Here is a 19,155-nt window from a genome sequence, read left to right on the forward strand (position 1 = left end):
TGGCAGGCCAATGCAAGTCCGCTTAGATCCCGAGGATCTGCGGTGCATGGCAGGGGAGTTGCAGGCGCCTGCCGCGGCCCTTTACATCTCAGCCCTCTGCAGCATGCCGTAGAGATCGCGCGGATCATCCGGATCCGCAATGATGTCGAGCCAGTCGAAGAGATCGGTATCGGTGATCCGCCCGTGGATGTAGCGCAGCGCGGAAAAATCCTCGATGGCGAAGCCGACACTGTCGAACAGCGTGATCTGCCGAAGATCGCTGCGGCCCTTAGCGGCGCCGCAGAGGACCTGCCAAAATTCCGTGATCGGATAGTCCTTCGGCATCTGCTGGATTTCGCCCTCGATCCAGGTCTGCGGCGCATATTCGACAAACGTCGCGGCGCGCTTCAGAATGTCCGGATGCAGCTCTGTCTTTCCGGGGCAGTCTCCGCCAATGGCATTGATGTGAATGCCCTCGCCGATCATATTGTCCGTCAGAATGGTCGAGTACTGCTTGTCGGCGGTGCAGGTGGTAATGATCTCCGCCCCTTCGATCGCCGCCTCGGCCGATCGGCAAGCGGTGACAGAGAGGCCTGAACGGGCCAGATTGCGCACCGCCTTTTCCGTCGCCCGCGGATCGATATCATACAGCCGCACCGCCTCGATCCCGATCACGGCCTTCATCGCCAGCGCCTGAAACTCCGATTGCGCACCATTGCCGATAATGGCCATGGTCCTGGCCTGCGCCGGTGCCAGATGGCGCGCAGCCATGGCCGAGGTCGCTGCCGTGCGCAAAGCGGTCAGCAGCGTCATCTCCGTCAGCAGGATTGGATAGCCCGTCGCGACCTCGGCCAAGAGACCAAAGGCCGTGACCGTCTGCAAGCCCTTGCCGAGATTGGCCGGGTGTCCATTGACATATTTGAAACTGTAGATCTCGCCATCCGAAGTCGGCATGAGCTCGATGACGCCATCGCGGGAATGCGATCCCACGCGGGGTGTCTTGTCGAAGCAGTCCCAGCGCCTGAAATCATCCTCGATGACCCCGGCCAGTTCCAGGAGCATCCGCTCCAGGCCGACACGGTGCACGAGGCGCATCATGTTTTCGACGCTGACAAAGGGAACAAGGGCCTTTTGCGAGGGTGGCTGGAGCACGCTTTCCTCCTCTGTGTGCATGACGACCCCAGCCTACCTCTCGATGACCTGTTGATGATATGGCCAGACTGTGTTGTTTCCGTCAGGCAATTGCGCAAAATGCGCAGTCGAAACGGGCGGAACGGACAGATGACACAAGACAAGCCTCTCTATATTCCCGACGAGCTCGACCGCCGGATCATCGCCCAACTGCGCATCGACGGCCGCGCCTCGCTTTCCAAGCTCTCGGAACTGATCGGTGTTGCACGGGGAACAGTGCAGACCCGGCTCGATCGCCTGATGACGACGGGCACGCTACTCGGTTTCACCGTCCGGGTGCGTGAGGCTTTCGACGCCGAGACGGTGCAGGCCATCATGATGATCGAAGTGGTCGGCAAGGCGACCGACAAGGTCATTCGCAAATTGCGGGGCATGCCGGAAATACACACGCTCCATACGACCAATGGCAATTGGGATCTGGTGGCGCATGTGCGCGCCAACAGTCTCGGTGATTTCGATCGCGTGCTGCGCGAGGTGCGGATGATCGAGGGCGTGTCGAACAGCGAGACCAGCCTGCTGCTCTCGAAGGTCTGACCGCGCGAAGAGGGCGGGCCTCTGGTTCTCCTGCGCGTTAGACTATGCCCCAGGCGCGGTACCGCCCTCGGCCGGTGAGTTCCCTGAGGCCAAGATCTTCGAGAATGCGCAAGGCGGCTCGCGGCGTCACATCCAGAACCTCGGCCACCATTTTCGCCGAGACGAGCGGCCGGGTCATGACAAGATCCACGAGCTCGGGCATGCGCGACGTACTGCGCCTCCCGGTCAGCCGCCGCTCCATCGTCTGGCGGGCAAGCAGCAGACGATCATGATCCTTCAGCCCCAATTGCGCGGCCGTCTGCACCGCCTCAAGCATGGCGGTCAAACGCACGGAACGGCTGCGATGTCGGCGTTGATCCAGGCGGATGGCCCGCAGTCCGAGGTTGAGCGCCGTCAGATGCGACAGCGCGGTCACGTGGCGGCGGCGCAGGAGGGCAGCGACCAACAAACGGCCAAGCCAGGCTCCGTGCTGGAAAACGCCGATCTCGCTCCAGGCATCCAGCAGCAGGACGGCCTGCAAAACAGCGGGCAGATGCTGGGTGTCCTGCAGCAGCGACAGCCATTCCGCCATCCGCTCCTCTTCATCCCATTGCGGATCATAAACAAGCGGCTCTCGCTCCAGGCCGCGCCGCAATGGCTCCTCCTTGACCCTGGCGATCATGGCGGTGCTGCGATCGAGAAGAGCATCAAATGCTGCCAGCTCCCTGGCGAAAGCGTCTTCAACCGGGTTCTCCGCCTCAGCGGATGATGCTGGCTGGCGGGCCAGGCTGCCGGCGGATGCCGCATCGCTCCAGCCTTTCGTCTCCAGTTCCGGCTCACCACTCCCTCCTCTTCGCAAAGTCCTTAGGCCTTCGAGGGTGAAAGGCCATTCGACCGGATGAGTGAGGATGCGCTTGCGGCTCCGCAGCACGTCACGGGCAATTGTCAATTCATGGCTTGGCGCTCGAATATCATGACCTGCCTCGTGCAGAACGAGGTCCTCGAGATGGACGAGTTCCCCGTCCAGCCATAGGGACGCGCAAGCATCGGAGAAGTGCTGCCGCTCCAGCACTCCGTGTCCGAGCGGCGATGATGCCAGTCGCTCGTCCAGGCGGACCAGCGCCTCGGTGGCTTGCGCAATGGGCGAAAGCAGCAGGGGGAGAAGACGTTGATCCAGATCGTAAGCCATTGGCAAGATGATAGAACAACGGCCTTGCGGACGCTAGCAGGCGATTACGGTCCGTCACAGGGAATATTGCTGAGGAGCTTTTCGTCAGCGCCTCGAAACTTGCGACGGAGCTACTGATTTGCCTCCTCATTTCATAGCATGTCGAACAACGGTCGTCACCTTCGAACGCATCTTCATGGACTTTACCCGTCACCGTTACAGTTGTAACGGGCACCGATCAGCGGTGGAGAGGTTACAACTGTAACACCGCCTATCCCTCGCTGATGATGCGCCTGCCCGTGTTCCCATGTCTCATTCTTGAGCCTGTGCCTTGATCAGGCCATGCAGGGTTCGATCCAGGCGCAAATGCCCCTCTCGGGCACGGTCGACCATGGCTAGGAAATAAGCCTCCGGCTTCAGGATGTCATCCGGATCGCGTGAGGACTTTTCCACGAGCGTCGCCAGAACAGCGGCGGTGGCGAATGGCCCGATGCGACCCGTGCTGGCATGATAGGCTTTCTCGGAAATCCCAACCAGGCGGCACAGGGATGGTCCCAGCCGACGCAAGTCATGCCAGTTGCTGATGGATTGGCCAAGAAGCAGCGGCGTGTCCCGGCAGGCCTGACGGATCAAATTCATGGGGATATGTGCAAGCACGGCTGTCTCTACGGATTGCGGATCAGGAACAGCGCCTGTCCCGCATGCAGTCTTGGCCTTGTTCTTGCTCAGGGTCTCAGTTTCTAGCTTGCACAGTGGCGCATTGGCTGTCTCAGCAAATTCTGCTTCCGCCTTTGCCTCGGCGGTGACCACACTCTTTCGAAAGCCGAGTTCCTTGCGCAGAAGCGGATCGTTGCCTGTCTCGCTCTGTGCTTCACCTGACGCGCCACTACCTCTTTCAAGATTCATAAAACTTGTATCAGTATTAGGCATGACATCCATGTCACCCTTGGCTGCCATCGGGCCTTCAAAATCCGGACCGACCAGCTTCAGAGCCAGATCGTAAAGATCACGAAGCTGGTCCGCCCGATCCATGATGCTGGCCTGCGCATCGTGATCCGCAAGCGAAAAGCAGCCTGCTTGCGCGGGGAAGGCAAGGGCCAGATCCTCCAGCGCCCGCGATAGCCGCGACACATCCCGACGGGCCTCAAGCTCAAGCGCCAGCCTTTGCTGGTAATCCTGCACTTTCTGTTTCAGCTCATTCAGCCGCACACGGGCCGGGGTAAAATCGATACCGAACCCCGTCGTAATTGCACCAGCCTGATCACGCTGTACGAAGCGGCGCCCGGACGAGCTGTCGCGATAGGCTGCAATGCCAACCTCGACGAGTTTTCGAATGCAGCGAATGATCGTGCGCTCCGAGCGCATCGTATATTCCGCAAGCTTCGCATTGGAGATGGCCACGACGGGACGATTATCACCTTTCCAGTCCTCCGCCCGGGTCAGACCCAGCAGAATATCCATGACGTGATAGGCGGTTCCGTTGATCCCAAGCGTCGGCGCCGCCTTCTTCAGAAGGAGAGCGATTTCCGCTTTTGTCGTTTCAGGAACCACATCGGAGATGGCAAGCCTTGCGCTCGCAACGATAGCCGGCGTGAGACGTCTGAACGACGACACCGCAGTTTGACAGGACATAGGTTCACGTTCGCAGCTGTGTCAGCCGCGTCCCCCAATCAGGTGGTAACGTTGAGCCAGCAGAAGGGCGCATAAAATCGCACTCTGAATCCATCAGAGACTTGATTGTGGGGCCCGACCGTCCTAGAATCAGATTGCTACAAATGACGTTGACGGTTCATCCGCTGACGAATGGATAAGGGTCTGTCGATTGCCGTCGGCGGACCCTTTTTCATGCTGACCTTTATGACATCGTCTCGTCCTCATCTTTTTGGCGACGAAATTCGGCTGCGAGCTCCGGCAGGCGCGCGGCAAGCCAAGCAGAGAGGCCTGGCACCAGCGCTTCCGGTATGGTGAAACGAACGGCGCGGGATGTCGCCTGAACCGTGGCAACTATGCCATCGTCCAGAGCAATGTCCTGAAGGGAAAGGCCCTGCTCGCCCTCTGGCTCCGTGGCCTGAGAGCCTGGGCTCTGTCGCGTCTCCAGCGCCTTCACGACCAGGCCAAATCGCTGGTCGCTGCCGGAGGCCAGCCAATCGGGGCGCGCAAGAAGAGCGTCCAGCTGTTCCTCCTGATGCTCCGTCAGCCGCCTTTGATGGATCAGGCTGCCAAGCCTTTCCCATTTCGGCCGGCCGATGGATGGGGCAGGGCCGATCATCCGCGCCAATTGTTCGGGGATCATGGCTGCAATCCCGGTCAGATGCGAAATATAGGCAATGCCCTTCTTGTCGCGGCGGCCGAGGGCCTGGGAAATCGTGTCGCGCGTATAGCCGCGGTCCTTCAGCGCCAGAGCAAATAGCGCCTGCTCGATGAAGCTGAGGTTCAGGCGTTCGGTATTCTCGATCCCTTGCGAGATGACGAGTTCCTCGTCGCTCAGCTCGCGGATAATGGCGCGCACGGGCCGCTTCAGCAGCTGGCAGGCCCGCAGGCGTCTATGCCCGTAAGCCGCCTGAAAATAGCCGGGCCGCTGGGCCAAGGGCCGGACGAGAATAGGCAGGCGCTGGCCATTTTCCCGAATTCCGTCGACAAAGGAGGCAAACTCGGCATTGTCGTCGAATTGCAGGCGGTCGCGGACAAAGGACGGCTCAATCACGTCGGGATCGAGCTCGACAATGGTCTCGGCCGAAAGCAGCTGTTCGTGAAGGCGCTTGTTCTCTTCCTCGATCGACACAAACGCCCGGTCCATCGAGCGAACGGCAGAGGAACCAACGCGGCGTTTTTCCCAATCAGCAGGTGGGGGCGGCGCCTGATGTGCCAGTTCGTCAGGATTGACGTTGGCAAACAGGCTCTTCATCCGCTGGTTCCGGTCGCGGGCATTCGTCATTTGCGCCCCCAGCATTGCTTGATGAGGTGCAGGATGTCGTGATTGACGGAATCGACCGATTCCAAGGCCCGGTTCAAAGTGTCTCTACCGACACTGCCGCGGCTCATCTCGTAGAGGCTCTTCTTCTCGAGACCAGCACTGGCGATAGCCGTGGTCTCGACGACGGCCGGTGCAAGCACATCGTCGCGGAAGAGGGAGCGCAGGAGGGTCACGACATTGACCTGCGGCCCGTCATTGGGGTTGTGGCGCGTGATGACATAACGGATGAAATCATGCTGCAGCAGCCCGCCGCGTTCCTCGATCACCCCCATCAGGTCGCTCATCATAGCCAGAAACTGGTTCATGCTCGCAACGTCGATCATGGCGGGGTGGATGGTGATCAACAGGCCTGTCGCGGCGCAAAGCGCACCAAGCGTCAGATAGCCAAGTTGCGGCGGAGCATCGATGAGAACGACATCGTAATCGGCTTCGACCTCGTTGATCACCGCATTCAGGCGCCGGAAGAAGATCTCGTCGCCACGGCCATGACCTTCGGCAATGGCCTGCGGCGTTTCATGCTCATATTCCATGAGCTCAAGATTGGCGGGGATGAGATCGATGCCGTCGAAATAGGTCTTGCGGATGACGTCGCGAATAGGCCGGCGGCGCTCGTCGTAGCGGATGGCCGCGTAGATGGTTTCATTCTCGGCCACGTCGAATTCCGGCTGATAGCCGAACATCGCCGACAGCGAGGCCTGGGGATCGAGATCCACCGCCAGAACCCGCAGCCCGGAAATCGCCAGATAATGCGCGAGATGCACGGTGGTTGTCGTCTTGGCGGATCCGCCTTTGAAATTCGCGACGGTGATGACCTGCAGCCTGTCACCCTCGCGCCGACGTGGCAGGAAATCCAGCGCTTCTGCAGGACGTTTCTTGGCCAGATGCTCGCGGATCTGGTTGATCTGGTCGAGCGTATAGATCCTGCGGCCATTGTCTTGCCGCTCGGGAATGGCACCTTCACCATCCAGCGACATCTGGCGCAAGGTGGATTCCGCAATGCCGAGAAGGCCGGCCGTCTCGCGCGAGGTAAAAGTCTTCAGCGTCTTGCGCGCATGCGGCTCGTACAGGCGCTCGCGAAGTGACTGCAGCTGGGCAGACAGCAGCTGCGACTGCCTGGCGATCTTGGCAGCAGAGGATTCGGTCATCTTGGCGGGCCGCATATTCATCGGTTTCTCTTGCGACGGTTTTTTGCGCATGATTGCCGAATTACCGTCGCAGGGAAAATTACCCGATTCCCGTTTTCCGTCAAACGCTTGTTGGTTAACGCGTGGTTAACAAACTCGAGCCGGTATGAAGCGGTTCTTCCAGTTTCCTGAACCATGTCAATCATTTGTCATGATTCGCCGGGAGCGGCTCAGGCGCAAGTCATGTTCAGATTCCCACTTTGTCACGCAAGGCCGAGCGGCAGGATGCCCTCCTTTTGCGACAAAAAGCCCTGCGTAGCGCGAATCGTGAATATTCCGGAGAGATTCGCAAGCCATCATCATCATCAATCGACGAAGGCTCAATCCTATCCGCGGACGAGCCATCTCCGCCAGCGGGACGCCAGCGTCGGCAGGCGTGCCGAACCTATCGGAACTCGGACATCCATTCATCATCGAGCGGTGACGTGGCCGCCACCGTCAGCGTGGTTCGGCTATCGGTAATGTCGTAGCCAGGCCGGCCGGTCCAGGCTGCGCCGCCGGTCTCGCTGATGACCAGAACGCCTGCTGCGTGGTCCCACGGTTTCGGCTCCGGGGCAAGGATCAGATCGGCATGGCCGAAGGCCATGGTGCGATATTCATGACAGGAGCATCGAAGATTGGTCACCCGACCCCATTGCGGAAAGGCGGCGGCGATCCTCCCTCTGTCTTCCGGCGGGTAAAGGAAGAGCGGCACGAAGGCATGCGCTTGCGCCTTGGGCCTGCGGGTCTTCGTGTGAAGGCGCCGTTCGGCGCGGCCTTGACCACCATAAAAGGCGCCGCGACCCCGGTCGGCCAGGATCCAGTCGTCAAACACGGGGTCATACAGAAGGCCGAAGATCGTCTCCCCGTCCTCCACCACCGCCAGCATGACCCCGAACGTGGCAAGCCCCGCCACGAAATTCCAGGTTCCGTCGATCGGATCGATCACCACGGCCCGTCCGGATTGCTTCAGGAGATCAAGACGCGTCGGATCTTCCGCAACCGCCTCCTCGCCGACAATGGCCGCATCGGGCATCAGGCGGCGAACGGCAGCAGAGATCGCCCGTTCCGAGGCCTGATCGGCGACGGTCACCAGGTCACTGGCGGAGGTTTTGGTGGCGACATCCGCGGATGATAGGCGGCGGAAGCGCGGCATGATTTCGGTCTTCGCCGTTTCACGCACGGTGCGGATCAGACCCTGTCGCTCTGTTTCGGTAAGGGGCATTGTCACACCAGAAGCTTGAGGGGTTCGAAATGATGCATGGTGTCGAACTCGCAGAACTCGACGGGCCCGAGCGTGATATCGCCGAGGCGGGCGGCAAGCTCGGCCGTAAGCTCCGCGCTGAAGGCTGCAATATCGCGGGCAAGCGGTTCGGAGACCCAGTCGATGAGATAGGCAAGCGAGATATGGAAGACGTAATCGTCGAAATCCGCTTGCGCGATCCGCGTGGCATCGCGCAGCGTCCGGCGGGCGGCTCGCAAATCCTCTTCGTCTTGCGCGGTCGCGCCGGTAACGGTGAGGCTATGGGCGGCGAACACGTCGACGAGGCGGATCGTGCTTCGGTTCGGCAAGGCGACAGTGTCGATCCGCTGCAGGATCTCCGCCGAGGCGACATCCCGCGCCAGCGGCCAGTCCAGGCCGTCCGGCCAGCCGCGGCCCGGAGCAGAGGCGGGCGATACGCCCTGGAAGACGGTCATATGGAAGCTCGAGGGCGGAAGGAAGGTGAAGAAGCGATTGAATGGGCTGCGCTTGATCTCCTCCTGCAGCGCGCGAATGGCTTCGAAGGCGGATGATCTGCGATCGATGTGGCAGATAAAGGTATTGCCCGGCCAGTGCTGCACACTGCCATCGGAATGAAACTTGCCGCCTGCCCCCGGCAGGGAGATGCCGCCGGGGCGGGGATCGGAGGACAGTCTGCCGGTGAGGTAGTCGATGGCATCGGGACGCATCGGTATCATCATTTTCCTTTCAATTCTCCAGCCGCAGGCCGGTCCTGTGATCGAAGAGATGGATCTGATCGACGGGGAAGTGGAAACGGATCTCCGCCGATCCGGAAAACTGCGTGCCGAAGGGCGACGCGATCTGGAGCGTCTGCCCTTCGGCAAGCTGGACCAGCAGAGACGAGTGCGAACCCAGATCCTCGTGATAGAGCAGCTTGGCCGCCAGCGCGCCTTGACCGGTGACAATGGTTTCAGGCCGGATGCCGAGAATGGCCTCCCCCTGATAATCGTGCTGCAAGAGCAGGGTCCCATCCTTCAGTCGAAGCGCCCGCCCATCCCCCGTCACCGGCATGAGGTTCATCGGCGGCGCGCCGATGAAGCCGGCGACGAATGTGGTGGCTGGACGGTGATAGAGATCATGCGGGCTGGCGAATTGTTCGATCCGGCCGCCATTCAGCAGCATCACCCGGTCTGCCAGCGTCATGGCCTCGATCTGGTCATGGGTGACGAAAACGCTGGTTGCACCGATCCGGCGATGCAATTGGCTCAACTCCATCCGCATTCCGTGGCGCAGCTTGGCATCGAGGTTGGACAATGGCTCGTCGAACAGCAGGACTTTGGGCTCGCGCACGATGGCCCGGGCAATGGCGACACGCTGGCGCTGACCACCGGAGAGTGCCGAGGGACGGCGCTCCAGATAGTCGCCCAATTCCACCACGCGGGCCGCCTCGGCAATGCGCCGTTCACGTTCCGCCTTCGGCACGCCGGCCACTTTCAGCGCATAGCCGATATTGTCTCTCACCGACATATGCGGATAGAGGGCGTAGTTCTGGAAGACCATGGCACAGCCGCGATCCTTCGGCGCCTTGTCCTGCACCTCGACGCCGCCGATCAAGATCTGGCCGGCGCTGACGCGCTCAAGTCCGGCGATCATGTTGAGCATTGTTGATTTCCCGCAGCCGGACGGACCGAGGATTGCGACGAATTCGCCGTCCTCGAATTCGGCCGACAAGTCCGGAATGACGGTCTTGCCGTCGAAGGCCTTGCTGACCTGGTGGAGTTCGATCGTGTTGCCCATGGGGTCATTTCTCCGAGAGGTTGAGGCCCTTGACGATGCGCCCCTGCATGACGGCGATCAGGAGGACGGGCAGAAGGGAGACGAACAAGGCGCCCGCCATCAGCATCGGCACTTCCGGAATGCGATCGGGTTCGCTGGTGGCAAGGCGGGAAAGCCCGACAATGGCCGGCTGCATAGTGCTCGATGTCGCGGCCACGAGCGGCCATAGATAGTTCGTCCAGCCGCCGACGAACCAGAAGATGAACGTGGCGATCAGCGGCGTCTTCGACAGCGGCAGAAGGATATCGATGAGGAAGCGAAGCGGGCCGGCACCGTCCATGGCGGCAGCGCGCGGCAGATCCCGCGGCAGGCTGAGGAAGAACTGCCGGTAGATAAAGACCGAGGTGGAGGAGGTGGCGATCGGCGCGGCAATGCCGGCAAAGCTGTCGAGAAGGTTCCACTCCAGATGCGGAGCGGGGCTTTGCGCTGCACTGGCATACCAGCCGAGATCGATCAGCCAGTTCAGCGGCATGGCCACATTCGCCACCACCTGATAGGTGGTCACCACGATCAGCTCGAGCGGCAGCATGACCGTCGCGATGGTCAGGGCGAAGATCAGCCGGTTCCAGCGCGAGTCGAAAAAGACGAGCGCAAAGGTTGCGGCGAAGGCTAAGCTGCATTTGATGGTCGCCACGCATGTGGCGATGATGATCGAGTTGAGCACCTGCCGCGGCAGGTTGGTCTCCGTGACGATATGGATGATGTTGTCGAGGAGATAGCGCCCCGGCAAGAGACTGATGCCGCCGGCCGCCACGAAGTCCTCGTAAGACTGCGTCGCGACGATCAAGGCGATCAGCAGCGGTGACAGAATGAAGATGATCCCGCAGATCAGGATCGCATTGGCCGTAAGGTTGATGCCGCGTGTCGGTTCGATCATCGAAGGTTCACCGCTCGTATTTGACTTTGTTTTCCAGGCGAAATTGCACGAGGACCATGCCGATGACGAAGAGCATCAGGAGCACCGTCTGCGTTGCCGCTCCCGACAGGTCATAGGCCTGAAAGCCATCGGTATAGATCTTGTAGATCAGCAGGCTCGTGGAATCGCCCGGCCCGCCGCCGGTCATCGTGTCGATGAGGCCGAAGGGATCGACCGCCGTGCCGACGAATTCCAGCACGAAGGTCAGGAACAGCTGGGGTGTCAGGAGCGGCATCTGGATGTCGCGCATCCGCCGCCAGGGTCCGGCGCCATCCATGGCCGCCGCCTTGACCAGCGTGTCCGGGATCGTCTGCAGCCCGGACAGGAGAATGATGAAGTTGAAGGGGACGCCTGTCCACACCTGGGCGATCACCACTGTGGTGAAGGCGTCCACGCCGTCGATGCGCGGGTTCCAGAGGCCGGGAAACAGCGTGTTCAATGGGGCCAGCAAGCCGAGGAAGGGGTCGAACAGGAAGGCGAAGACGATGCCGATCGACGCGCCGGCAATTGCCTTCGGCCAGATCAGCACATTGCGGGCGATGCGGCTGGTGCGAAGCCCGCGATCGGCGGCCAGTGCCAAAGCGAGCGCCAGAAGAATGCCGAACCCTGCCGCGAGCACCATGAACAGGAAGGTGCGCGCCAGCGACGACCAGAAAGCGGGATCCGAGAGAACGCGCGCAAAATTGGCAAAGCCCACAAATTGCGAGCCCCCGCCGAACGGCCTTTCCAGGAAAAAGGACCAATAAAAGGCCAGACCAACCGGCAGATAGAAGAAGGTGACGATGAGGAGGAGAATGGGCAGAACCAGCGCCGCATAAAGCCATCCTCCGGAGTAAAAGGTCTGTCGCATGCAAGCTCCCACAACAGGATGGAGAGCCGGCGGTGCCGGCTCCCTCTCAAGGGACTGTCCGGCAGCATTTACTGCATGGCAACGCCGCTATAGGTCTTCTCGAAGCGCCGCAGCAGCTCATTGCCTTGCTGGGCGGCATCGTCCAGCGCCTGTTGCATCGGCTTCTCGCCATTGAAGGCCTTTTGCGTTTCCTTCATGAAGATGTCGCGAAACTGTACGTAGAAGCCGAGCCTTACTCCGCGGCTATCCTCGGTCGCTGGCTGGTCAAGCGATGCGACGCCGATCTCCGCTGTGGCATAGTGCGGATCCGAGGCCTTGCCTGACGCTTTCAGCGCCGCGAGCGCGGTGCCGGTCATCGGCAGATAGCCCGTCTTGCCGGCAAATTCGATCTGCTGGTCATCGCGCCGCAGAAAGTCCAGAAATGCCTTTGCCGCATCGATCTCCGCCGCGGAATGGCCCTTCATGATCCAGATCGAGGCGCCGCCGATCAATGTATTATGGCGGCTCTTGCCCTCGTATATGGGCGCGAGCGCGATCATCACCTTGTCACCGAGAGCCTTGTAGGCGGCGCCGTAGCCTCCGGTCGATCCTTCCATCATCGCGCATTCGCCGGTATTGTAGGCAGCATCGTATTTGCCGGCCTTGCTATCCTGGCCAAGGCGAATGAGGCCCTCGTCGCGCCATGTCTTGAGGTTCTGCAGATGCGTGGCGACCGGTCCCTTGTTGAAGGTATAGACGGCATCGAGGCCGTCATAGCCATTGTGCCGGCTGGCAATCGCCACGCCATGGCGAGCCGCAAATTGCTCCAGCACCCGCCAGGGATGTCCGTCGGTAACGAAGGGGCACGCAATGCCCGCCGCCTTCAGTTTCCGGGCGTCTTCGATCAACGCCTCATACGTGGTCGGCAGGCGATCTATGCCGGCTTTCGACAGCATGTCGCGATTTCCATACAGGATGAGGGTGGATCCATTGTAAGGCTGCGAGAGAAGCTCGCCCTTCGCCGTCTCATAGAACGAGCGGGCACCCCCCAGATAGTCCTTCCAATTGACAGCCGGCAGAACGGTGCTGACCGGCTCCACCGCTCCCGACATCATCAGATCCACGGTGCCGGCATCGAAGAACTGCATCAGCACCGGCGATTTCTTGGCGCGGTAGGCGGCAATCGCCTTCTGCATCGCCACCTCGTAATTTCCCTGTCCGATGCAGTTGACCTTGTCTCTGGTCTGGCCGGCATTGAAGGCGGCGCAGGACTCCAGAATGGCCTGTTCCACAACGCCGGTATTGCCATACCAGAACTCGATCTCCGCAGCCCGGGCAAGGCCGGCTGCGCCTGTCATGCTTGCAAAGGCCAAGGCCGATGCGAAGAGGCGTGTGAGCTTCATTGATTTGACCCCCAAAAAGACTGAAATTCCGTCTTCCTCATTATTACACTTTGTGTGTGACATATTTTTGAAGGCTGGTCAAAACGTTCTGTCGAAGCGGTAACCTCTTGATCTTGTGAATGAACAACGACAATGTGCAGTCCGACCGCGACGTCTAAGGCTGCCTCATTGATGAATCTTCCCCATGCTGCCCTATGACCCCCACCGGCTGATCGGAGATCGCTTTCGCCGCGAAGGCCCGGGGACACCGCTCGTCTCGCACAATGAGCGCACCATCCTGTCGATGCTGTGGGACCGTCGGGAACTGACGCGGTCGGCCCTCGCGCCGCAGCTCGAACTGACGCAGCAATCCATCCACCGCATCATCAGCCAGCTCGAGGAGCGCGGGTTGATCGCGCTGGGCCCGCTGGAGCCGCCCAGCTACAAGGGCAAGCCCAGCCCGCGGCTGCTCTTGAACCCGGATTTTGCCTGTACGATCGGCATTTCGATCAATACCGACAGCGCCGGAATCTGCGTGATGGATTTCGCCGGCTCATTCCGCACGGCAACCATCGTCATCGACAAGATGTCCGTCGAGACGACATTGGCCGCGATCGAAGCCGCGATACCGCCTTTGCTGGCGCAGATGCGGGTGAGCTGGAGCGATGTCTTCGCGATCGGCTTTGCCATTGCCGGTTTTCTGGTGGACGGGACCCGTTACAATCCGCCGGAGCCGCTTGTCGAATGGTCGGAGCTGCAGCTTGGGCCCTCTCTGTCGAACCGTTTCGATAAGCCGGTTTTCACGGAAAACAGTGCCAATATGAGCACCTTGTGCGAGCGCATGCTGGGTGTCGGACGCGAGGTGGGCAATTTTGCCTATCTCTCCTTCAATTACGGCTTTGGCGGCGGCATTGTCTTGAGCGGTAATCTGGTGCGCGGCGGTTTCGGGAATGCGGGCGAGTTCAGCAGCATCTTTCCCGAGGCGGAGTGGGATAGGAGACCAGCCCTGGCAGGCCTTCTGAAGCGCGTTGCGGGATACGGGATTGAGGTCTCCACGATCGCCGATCTTTCGCGCCGCTTCGATCCTGCCTGGCCGGGGGTCGAGGAATGGGTCGAACTCGTGACGCCCTATCACGACCGGGTCATCAACATGCTGTCGGCCGTGATCGATCCGGAAGTCATCGTGCTGGGCGGACAAATCCCGATCCCGCTCGCAGACATGCTGATTGCCAGATGTACATTCTACAGCAAGCCGCGCCACGGCATTTTGCGCCGTATGCCGCGCTTGGCCGCATCGCAGATCAAGGGTGAAACCGCCGCGATCGGCGCCGCCAGCCTGCCGCTGAAGGAAGCCTTCTTCTGAGCGCGCATCGCTGACGGCCCGGAGCGGTCCGGCGAAAAAAAGCGGGCGAACGCGCAAGAGCGGATATCGCGATGGCCGACAGCTGGGGAGAAAGGCGGAGGCAAAGATAACTTGACGAAGAGCGGCAGGAACCGAGTGACCGAGAGCATTTCCGCTAAAAACGGGATCACCTGAAATGCTCTATGTCTTTGTTTTTACGCAGTCCGGACGCAAAACCGCTGACGCACTTCTGCTTTACCTGCTCTGGCCGCGAGCCGTTAGCCCGTCACGGGCGATCCTCTGCCGGTGCCGTCGAAAGATCATGAAGGAAGACCAGCAATTGCCGGGCAGCCTCGTCGATGTCGCCGCTATTGTCGATTGTGATCGACTGGTAGCCTTCGGGTATGGCGAAGGCATCGCTCCGCCGCATCCGGGCGGCAATATCCTCGCCATCCTCACGGCCGCGATTGCGCAGCCGCGCCGCAAGCACGTCCGGCTTTGCCGTGACGTGGATGATTGTCAGGCGGGGAAAAGCCGCGGCGAAGCGTGGCAGGGCCGATCTCGAACCGTTGGCGATGGCTATGCCGCCCTCGGCAAGCCGCGTGCGGACCTCGCGGGGGATACCGTAATGCAGGCCGTGCGCCTGCCAATCGACGCAGAACCGGCCGGCACGGCGCAAGGCCTCGAATTCAGCCTGCGAGACGGCGGCATGATCCTCGCCACCGGCCTCGGCCGCCCGGGTGATGGCGCGCTTGACGAAATGCACGTCGGGCCGGCCGGACATCGGCAGGCGGATCGCGTCGATCAAGGTATCCTTGCCGGCACCGCTTGGCCCGACCACCACCACCATGATCCCCTTTGGCGGATGGAGATCCTGCGACTGGTGATCATCCATCAGGCCACCCTCTGCCCCTGGCGCCAGACCGAGCGCACCACCGGCACGCCTTCGGTGCGACGGACGCGCACGAGATCGGCACGCAAACCCTGTGCAATGCGGCCCCGGTCGTCCAGCCCTACCGTGCGGGCGGGCGTGGCCGTCACCATGGCGAGAGCCTGGGGAAGGGACACCTCATCCAGCTCTTCCGCAAGAACGAAAGGCGCATGCAGCAGGCTGAGCGGTACGTAATCCGATGAAAGAACATCCAGGACCCCGCGCTTGGCCAGATCGCGGGCGGCAATATTGCCGGAATGGGACTTGCCGCGCACGACATTCGGCGCGCCCATCAGCACGCTCATCCCGGCCCGATGCGATGCATCGGCGGCATCGATGCTAGTCGGAAATTCCGCAAGCCGGACGCCATAGGTGATTGCCTCATCCACATGGTCGAGTGTTGCGTCGTCGTGGCTGGCAATGGTGATGCCGCGCTCGTGACAGATCCTTGCCAGCGCCTGGCGGTGCGGCGCCGCATATTGTGCCGATAACTGCTGCCGGCGCGCGACGAAATCAGCGAAGGCCGCATCGGAAAGGCCACGTTTCGTCTTGTAGTAGAGCGTATACTGATCCATCGTCTGGAACTGCCGCTGGCCCGGAGCATGATCCATCAGCGAGACCAGGCGAACATGCGGATCGGTTTCGAAATCAGAAAAATGCTCCATGACATCGGAGGATGAGACCTCGCATCGAAGATGCAGGAGATGTTCCGCCCGCAGCCTGTCCTCCCTCTGCGCGGTTTCGATGGCGTCTGCCATTTCGCGCATCTCGCCTTTCAGGAAGCCGCCATCCTCGTCGGCGCCCATGCGCAGGCAATCGAAAACCGTGGTGATGCCGGATGTCACAACCTGCGCATCATGGGCCTGGATGGCGGAGATCGTATGCCAGCGGACGCCCGGCCGCGGCGAATAATGGGTTTCCAGATGATCCGTATGGAGCTCCACAAGGCCCGCAATCAGATAATCGCCGCCGAAATCCTCTCCGATTTCGCTCTTGCCCTCGCTGATATCGGCGATGCGGCCGTTTTCGATCTTCACGCTGCCGGAGATGATCGAATCTTCGAGAACGATGCGTGCATTGGAGAGAACGAGGTCTGACATGTCGAGAGTAACCACTGTACGAGGGCTTGCGAAGCAGAGCCGATGAGGATGACCCAATGACGGGTATCCCGCCACGGGCAGATGTCAATGCTGGCGCTTGCCGATGAGGCGAGAGCGCAGCGCATTCGAGATTGCGTCGAACAGGAAGACGACGATGAGGATCAGTATCACCATATAGGCGACATTTTCCCAGTCGGAATTGGTTCGCATGGCCTCCCAAAGCTTGAGACCGATGCCGCCGGCACCGACAGCGCCGATGATCGTGGCCGACCGAGTATTGGATTCCCAGAAATACAGCGCCTGCGAGGCGAAAACCGGCAGGACCTGCGGCAGTACGCCGAAGCGTTGGACGGCCAGCGGTGCCGCCCCCACGGATGTGATGCCTTCCCGCTGCTTGTCGTCGATATTTTCCAGCGCCTCGGAATAGAGCTTTCCCAATGTCCCGATGTCGGTGAAGAAGATGGCGGAAATGCCGGCCAGAGGTCCGGGACCGAAAGCGCGCGTGAAAAACAAAGCCCAGATGAACATGTCGACCGAACGCTGAAAATCGAAGACGCGTTTGGTGATCTGATTGAGGGGTCGGCTGCGGGTGATGTTGCGCGCGGCAATGAAGGCGAGCGGAAAGGCGACCAGGCTGGCGAAGAGCGTTCCGACGAAGGCCATGACAATGGTCTGCAGCAGCTTCGTCCACACATCCAGGTGCTGCCAGGAGGGGTTGTAGAGAATATTGTTGATGGCGAGAGAGAGATTGCTCTGGCCCGGATCCAGCCGATCGCCGGACCAGATCAGTCCGACGATCTCAGCGAAGGATCGCCCGAAGAAGGGGGAATCGATATCGAAGAAGAAGCCGGCCCATCCCAGATACCGCTTGTGGACGAGCACCGCATCGCTGCGGATTTCCGCCCAACCCGGCAGGCCGAAAGAGACGATGACCTTTTCCCCGGCGGCGCGCTGGGTTGCCCATTCCGGCAGCGGACCTTCCGCGCTCACGCGGTCGGCGCCGAGCACGAGCGACAGACGCTCCTCGCCGCGGCTTATGATGACCTGCGGCGGCCCGATCTCGATGGAGCTGGACCCGCTCATCTCGACCACGGCATGCGTGACGACCTCTTGCCGAGCGCTTTCCGTTTGCGGCTGGCCAGTCGCGCTGCCACTGCCGGTCGTCGACGGCGCCATGAAGGAGAAGGAGGATTGCGGCTGGGCGGGCGCCGGCTGCGGGCTTGACGGCGCGTCGATGGTGCGGGTCACCATTTCCCGTCTGGCGCGGATCCAGTCCGGATTGGGATTGGGACCGATCGGGTCGAAGCGCGAGAATTCGATCTGCATCGTCCCATCTGCATGGATCGAGATATCCGGTCTCTCTTCGTAGGATACCCAGTCTGCCAGATAATTGCCGGCAATCCCCCAGCTGGCACTGCCGATGACCTGGCCGATGGAGAAGAACCACCAGCAGAAGATCATATAGAGCAGCGTCACCCCGGCGATGACCGGAATGCGGAACCGGCTCCAGAAGGAGGGCGTCAGCAGATGGGGATGGCGAAGCGCAATGGCATCAAGGTCGGACATGGCAAGCGTCTGCATGGCGTGGCTCCTCAATGGACCGCCTGGAAGGCGCTCTCGCCCACCAGTCTGCGCCGCAGCCAGGCGGACAGCTGATCGACTGCGATAATGGTGATGAAGAGCAGCAGCACGATAGCCAGCGTCTTGGCCTCATGGCCGCGGCTGATCGACAGGCGCAGCTGTTCGCCAATGCCGCCGCCGCCCACGGCACCGATGATGGTCGAGGCCCGCACGTTGATTTCCAGGCGCAGCAGGAAGTAGCTGATGAAGTTCGGCATGACCTGCGGTACCATGGCAAACCAGACGCGCTCCACCCAGTTCGCGCCCACTGCCCGCAGGCCTTCTTCAGGACGCATATCGGCATTTTCGACGACTTCGAAGAAGAGCTTGCCCAAGGCTCCGATCGTGTGGATCGACACCGCGATCATGGCCGGTATGGGTCCGAGCGAGAGAATGGCGAGGAAGAAGCCGGCCAGAACGATTTCCGGAAAGGCGCGCAGGATTTCCATGAAGCGGCGAACCGAACCGCGCAGCCAGACATTGCGCACCATATTGCGCGCCGCAAAGAAGGACAGGATGGAGCCGAAGAAGAAGCCGATGACCGTCGACATCAAGGCGATGTTCAGCGTTTCCGCCATCTTGTAGAAGAATTCGGGAATGTAGAAGCCATCGGTCAGATAGTAGCGGCCCTCCGGATAGTCGTATTTCAAACTACCGTCGAAATAGGGGGAGGGCAGGTCGAAGAGGGCGCGCCAGATCTCGATCGGGTCGCGCGGCAGGAGGTCCTGAACGAAATCGAAGACATGCGGAAGCCGGTCGAAGAACTTGCCGGAATTGCTGTCATTGGCAAACCAGAGCGATCCGGACAGGGCCAAAGCGAGGATGGCAAGGCTCAACAGGGTATAGACGCGGCGATTGCGGGCAAGAAGCTGCCAATGCGCCTCGATCTGCAGACCGCGCTCGCCGAGCTTTGAAGGAGATAGGGAAGAGCGGATCGCTGTCATTCTGATGTCCGGCACGGCGTTTCAAGGCGTTTTCATGAGGCTCGC

The 19,155-nt window shown here is 60.9% G+C and carries 17 protein-coding genes; 2 read left to right on the forward strand and 15 right to left on the reverse strand.

All coding sequences use genetic code 11. The features are described 5' to 3' along the window. Positions 1–81: 81 nt before the first annotated feature. The gene (gene ocd, locus QTJ18_RS07830) at positions 82–1,077 is read right to left on the reverse strand and encodes an ornithine cyclodeaminase (RefSeq protein ID WP_489672078.1); all 996 of its coding nucleotides are present in this window, start codon (positions 1,075–1,077) and stop codon (positions 82–84) included. A 183-nt stretch (positions 1,078–1,260) separates the two neighbouring features. Here ocd and QTJ18_RS07835 point away from each other — a divergent pair, with 183 nt between their 5' ends. Then, complete coding sequence (locus QTJ18_RS07835) at positions 1,261–1,704, forward strand: Lrp/AsnC family transcriptional regulator (protein ID WP_252754010.1); 444 nt, start codon at positions 1,261–1,263, stop codon at positions 1,702–1,704. A 37-nt stretch (positions 1,705–1,741) separates the two neighbouring features. Here the strand turns inward: QTJ18_RS07835 and QTJ18_RS07840 are convergent, their stop codons facing one another. From QTJ18_RS07840 to QTJ18_RS07885, 10 genes are all read right to left on the reverse strand, one after another. Next, positions 1,742–2,872 (reverse strand): RHE_PE00001 family protein, encoded by a 1,131-nt coding sequence (locus QTJ18_RS07840; protein ID WP_252754009.1) that lies wholly within the window; start codon positions 2,870–2,872, stop codon positions 1,742–1,744. A gap of 291 nt (positions 2,873–3,163) precedes the next feature. Beyond that, complete coding sequence (gene repC / locus QTJ18_RS07845; RefSeq protein WP_252754008.1) at positions 3,164–4,483, reverse strand: plasmid replication protein RepC; 1,320 nt, start codon at positions 4,481–4,483, stop codon at positions 3,164–3,166. 223 nt (positions 4,484–4,706) lie between these two features. Further along, positions 4,707–5,786, reverse strand: a complete 1,080-nt coding sequence (gene repB, locus QTJ18_RS07850; RefSeq protein ID WP_252754007.1) for a plasmid partitioning protein RepB — start codon at positions 5,784–5,786, stop codon at positions 4,707–4,709. Then, complete coding sequence (gene repA / locus QTJ18_RS07855) at positions 5,783–6,991, reverse strand: plasmid partitioning protein RepA (protein ID WP_252754006.1); 1,209 nt, start codon at positions 6,989–6,991, stop codon at positions 5,783–5,785. Before repA ends, repB begins: the two co-directional genes overlap by 4 nt. Before the next feature lie 403 nt (positions 6,992–7,394). Continuing rightward, entirely contained in the window at positions 7,395–8,213 is an 819-nt protein-coding gene (locus QTJ18_RS07860; RefSeq protein ID WP_252754005.1) for an inositol monophosphatase family protein, read from the reverse strand. Positions 8,214–8,215: 2 nt separating this feature from the next. Further along, positions 8,216–8,950 (reverse strand): DUF1868 domain-containing protein, encoded by a 735-nt coding sequence (locus QTJ18_RS07865; protein ID WP_252754004.1) that lies wholly within the window; start codon positions 8,948–8,950, stop codon positions 8,216–8,218. A 7-nt stretch (positions 8,951–8,957) separates the two neighbouring features. Next, complete coding sequence (locus tag QTJ18_RS07870; RefSeq protein WP_252754003.1) at positions 8,958–10,007, reverse strand: ABC transporter ATP-binding protein; 1,050 nt, start codon at positions 10,005–10,007, stop codon at positions 8,958–8,960. 4 nt (positions 10,008–10,011) lie between these two features. Continuing rightward, entirely contained in the window at positions 10,012–10,923 is a 912-nt protein-coding gene (locus QTJ18_RS07875; RefSeq protein ID WP_252754002.1) for a carbohydrate ABC transporter permease, read from the reverse strand. Positions 10,924–10,930: 7 nt separating this feature from the next. Then, positions 10,931–11,812, reverse strand: coding sequence for a carbohydrate ABC transporter permease (locus QTJ18_RS07880; RefSeq protein WP_252754001.1), 882 nt, complete (start codon positions 11,810–11,812; stop codon positions 10,931–10,933). Positions 11,813–11,880: 68 nt separating this feature from the next. Next, positions 11,881–13,194 (reverse strand): extracellular solute-binding protein, encoded by a 1,314-nt coding sequence (locus tag QTJ18_RS07885; protein WP_252754000.1) that lies wholly within the window; start codon positions 13,192–13,194, stop codon positions 11,881–11,883. A 184-nt stretch (positions 13,195–13,378) separates the two neighbouring features. On the opposite strand from QTJ18_RS07885, the gene QTJ18_RS07890 reads away from it, so the two are divergent. Further along, positions 13,379–14,536: an ROK family transcriptional regulator gene (locus QTJ18_RS07890; protein WP_252753999.1), complete on the forward strand. Its 1,158-nt coding sequence runs from the start codon at positions 13,379–13,381 to the stop codon at positions 14,534–14,536. Positions 14,537–14,801: 265 nt separating this feature from the next. Here QTJ18_RS07890 and phnN read toward each other — a convergent pair whose 3' ends face one another. From phnN to phnE (QTJ18_RS07910), 4 genes are all read right to left on the reverse strand, one after another. Further along, complete coding sequence (gene phnN / locus QTJ18_RS07895) at positions 14,802–15,410, reverse strand: phosphonate metabolism protein/1,5-bisphosphokinase (PRPP-forming) PhnN (RefSeq protein ID WP_252753998.1); 609 nt, start codon at positions 15,408–15,410, stop codon at positions 14,802–14,804. Continuing rightward, the gene (locus tag QTJ18_RS07900) at positions 15,410–16,546 is read right to left on the reverse strand and encodes an alpha-D-ribose 1-methylphosphonate 5-triphosphate diphosphatase (protein ID WP_252753997.1); all 1,137 of its coding nucleotides are present in this window, start codon (positions 16,544–16,546) and stop codon (positions 15,410–15,412) included. The genes phnN and QTJ18_RS07900 overlap by 1 nt, the downstream gene beginning before the upstream one ends. 84 nt (positions 16,547–16,630) lie before the next feature. Beyond that, positions 16,631–18,127 (reverse strand): phosphonate ABC transporter, permease protein PhnE, encoded by a 1,497-nt coding sequence (gene phnE, locus QTJ18_RS07905; protein WP_252753996.1) that lies wholly within the window; start codon positions 18,125–18,127, stop codon positions 16,631–16,633. Between the two features lie 11 nt (positions 18,128–18,138). Beyond that, complete coding sequence (phnE, locus tag QTJ18_RS07910) at positions 18,139–19,110, reverse strand: phosphonate ABC transporter, permease protein PhnE (protein ID WP_289852144.1); 972 nt, start codon at positions 19,108–19,110, stop codon at positions 18,139–18,141. Positions 19,111–19,155: the final 45 nt, after the last annotated feature.

This window comes from Rhizobium sp. SSA_523 (assembly GCF_030435705.1).
Classification (GTDB): domain Bacteria; phylum Pseudomonadota; class Alphaproteobacteria; order Rhizobiales; family Rhizobiaceae; genus Neorhizobium.

What these genes read in the sequence shown, in the direction of transcription:
- ocd (WP_489672078.1), bottom strand. Translation starts at nt 1,077, where the DNA reads ATGATGCGCCTCGTGCACCGTGTCGGCCTGGAGCGGATGCTCCTGGAA.
- QTJ18_RS07835 (WP_252754010.1), top strand. Translation starts at nt 1,261, where the DNA reads ATGACACAAGACAAGCCTCTCTATATTCCCGACGAGCTCGACCGCCGG.
- QTJ18_RS07840 (WP_252754009.1), bottom strand. Translation starts at nt 2,872, where the DNA reads ATGGCTTACGATCTGGATCAACGTCTTCTCCCCCTGCTGCTTTCGCCC.
- repC (WP_252754008.1), bottom strand. Translation starts at nt 4,483, where the DNA reads ATGTCCTGTCAAACTGCGGTGTCGTCGTTCAGACGTCTCACGCCGGCT.
- repB (WP_252754007.1), bottom strand. Translation starts at nt 5,786, where the DNA reads ATGACGAATGCCCGCGACCGGAACCAGCGGATGAAGAGCCTGTTTGCC.
- repA (WP_252754006.1), bottom strand. Translation starts at nt 6,991, where the DNA reads ATGAATATGCGGCCCGCCAAGATGACCGAATCCTCTGCTGCCAAGATC.
- QTJ18_RS07860 (WP_252754005.1), bottom strand. Translation starts at nt 8,213, where the DNA reads ATGCCCCTTACCGAAACAGAGCGACAGGGTCTGATCCGCACCGTGCGT.
- QTJ18_RS07865 (WP_252754004.1), bottom strand. Translation starts at nt 8,950, where the DNA reads ATGATGATACCGATGCGTCCCGATGCCATCGACTACCTCACCGGCAGA.
- QTJ18_RS07870 (WP_252754003.1), bottom strand. Translation starts at nt 10,007, where the DNA reads ATGGGCAACACGATCGAACTCCACCAGGTCAGCAAGGCCTTCGACGGC.
- QTJ18_RS07875 (WP_252754002.1), bottom strand. Translation starts at nt 10,923, where the DNA reads ATGATCGAACCGACACGCGGCATCAACCTTACGGCCAATGCGATCCTG.
- QTJ18_RS07880 (WP_252754001.1), bottom strand. Translation starts at nt 11,812, where the DNA reads ATGCGACAGACCTTTTACTCCGGAGGATGGCTTTATGCGGCGCTGGTT.
- QTJ18_RS07885 (WP_252754000.1), bottom strand. Translation starts at nt 13,194, where the DNA reads ATGAAGCTCACACGCCTCTTCGCATCGGCCTTGGCCTTTGCAAGCATG.
- QTJ18_RS07890 (WP_252753999.1), top strand. Translation starts at nt 13,379, where the DNA reads ATGCTGCCCTATGACCCCCACCGGCTGATCGGAGATCGCTTTCGCCGC.
- phnN (WP_252753998.1), bottom strand. Translation starts at nt 15,410, where the DNA reads ATGGATGATCACCAGTCGCAGGATCTCCATCCGCCAAAGGGGATCATG.
- QTJ18_RS07900 (WP_252753997.1), bottom strand. Translation starts at nt 16,546, where the DNA reads ATGTCAGACCTCGTTCTCTCCAATGCACGCATCGTTCTCGAAGATTCG.
- phnE (WP_252753996.1), bottom strand. Translation starts at nt 18,127, where the DNA reads ATGCAGACGCTTGCCATGTCCGACCTTGATGCCATTGCGCTTCGCCAT.
- phnE (WP_289852144.1), bottom strand. Translation starts at nt 19,110, where the DNA reads ATGACAGCGATCCGCTCTTCCCTATCTCCTTCAAAGCTCGGCGAGCGC.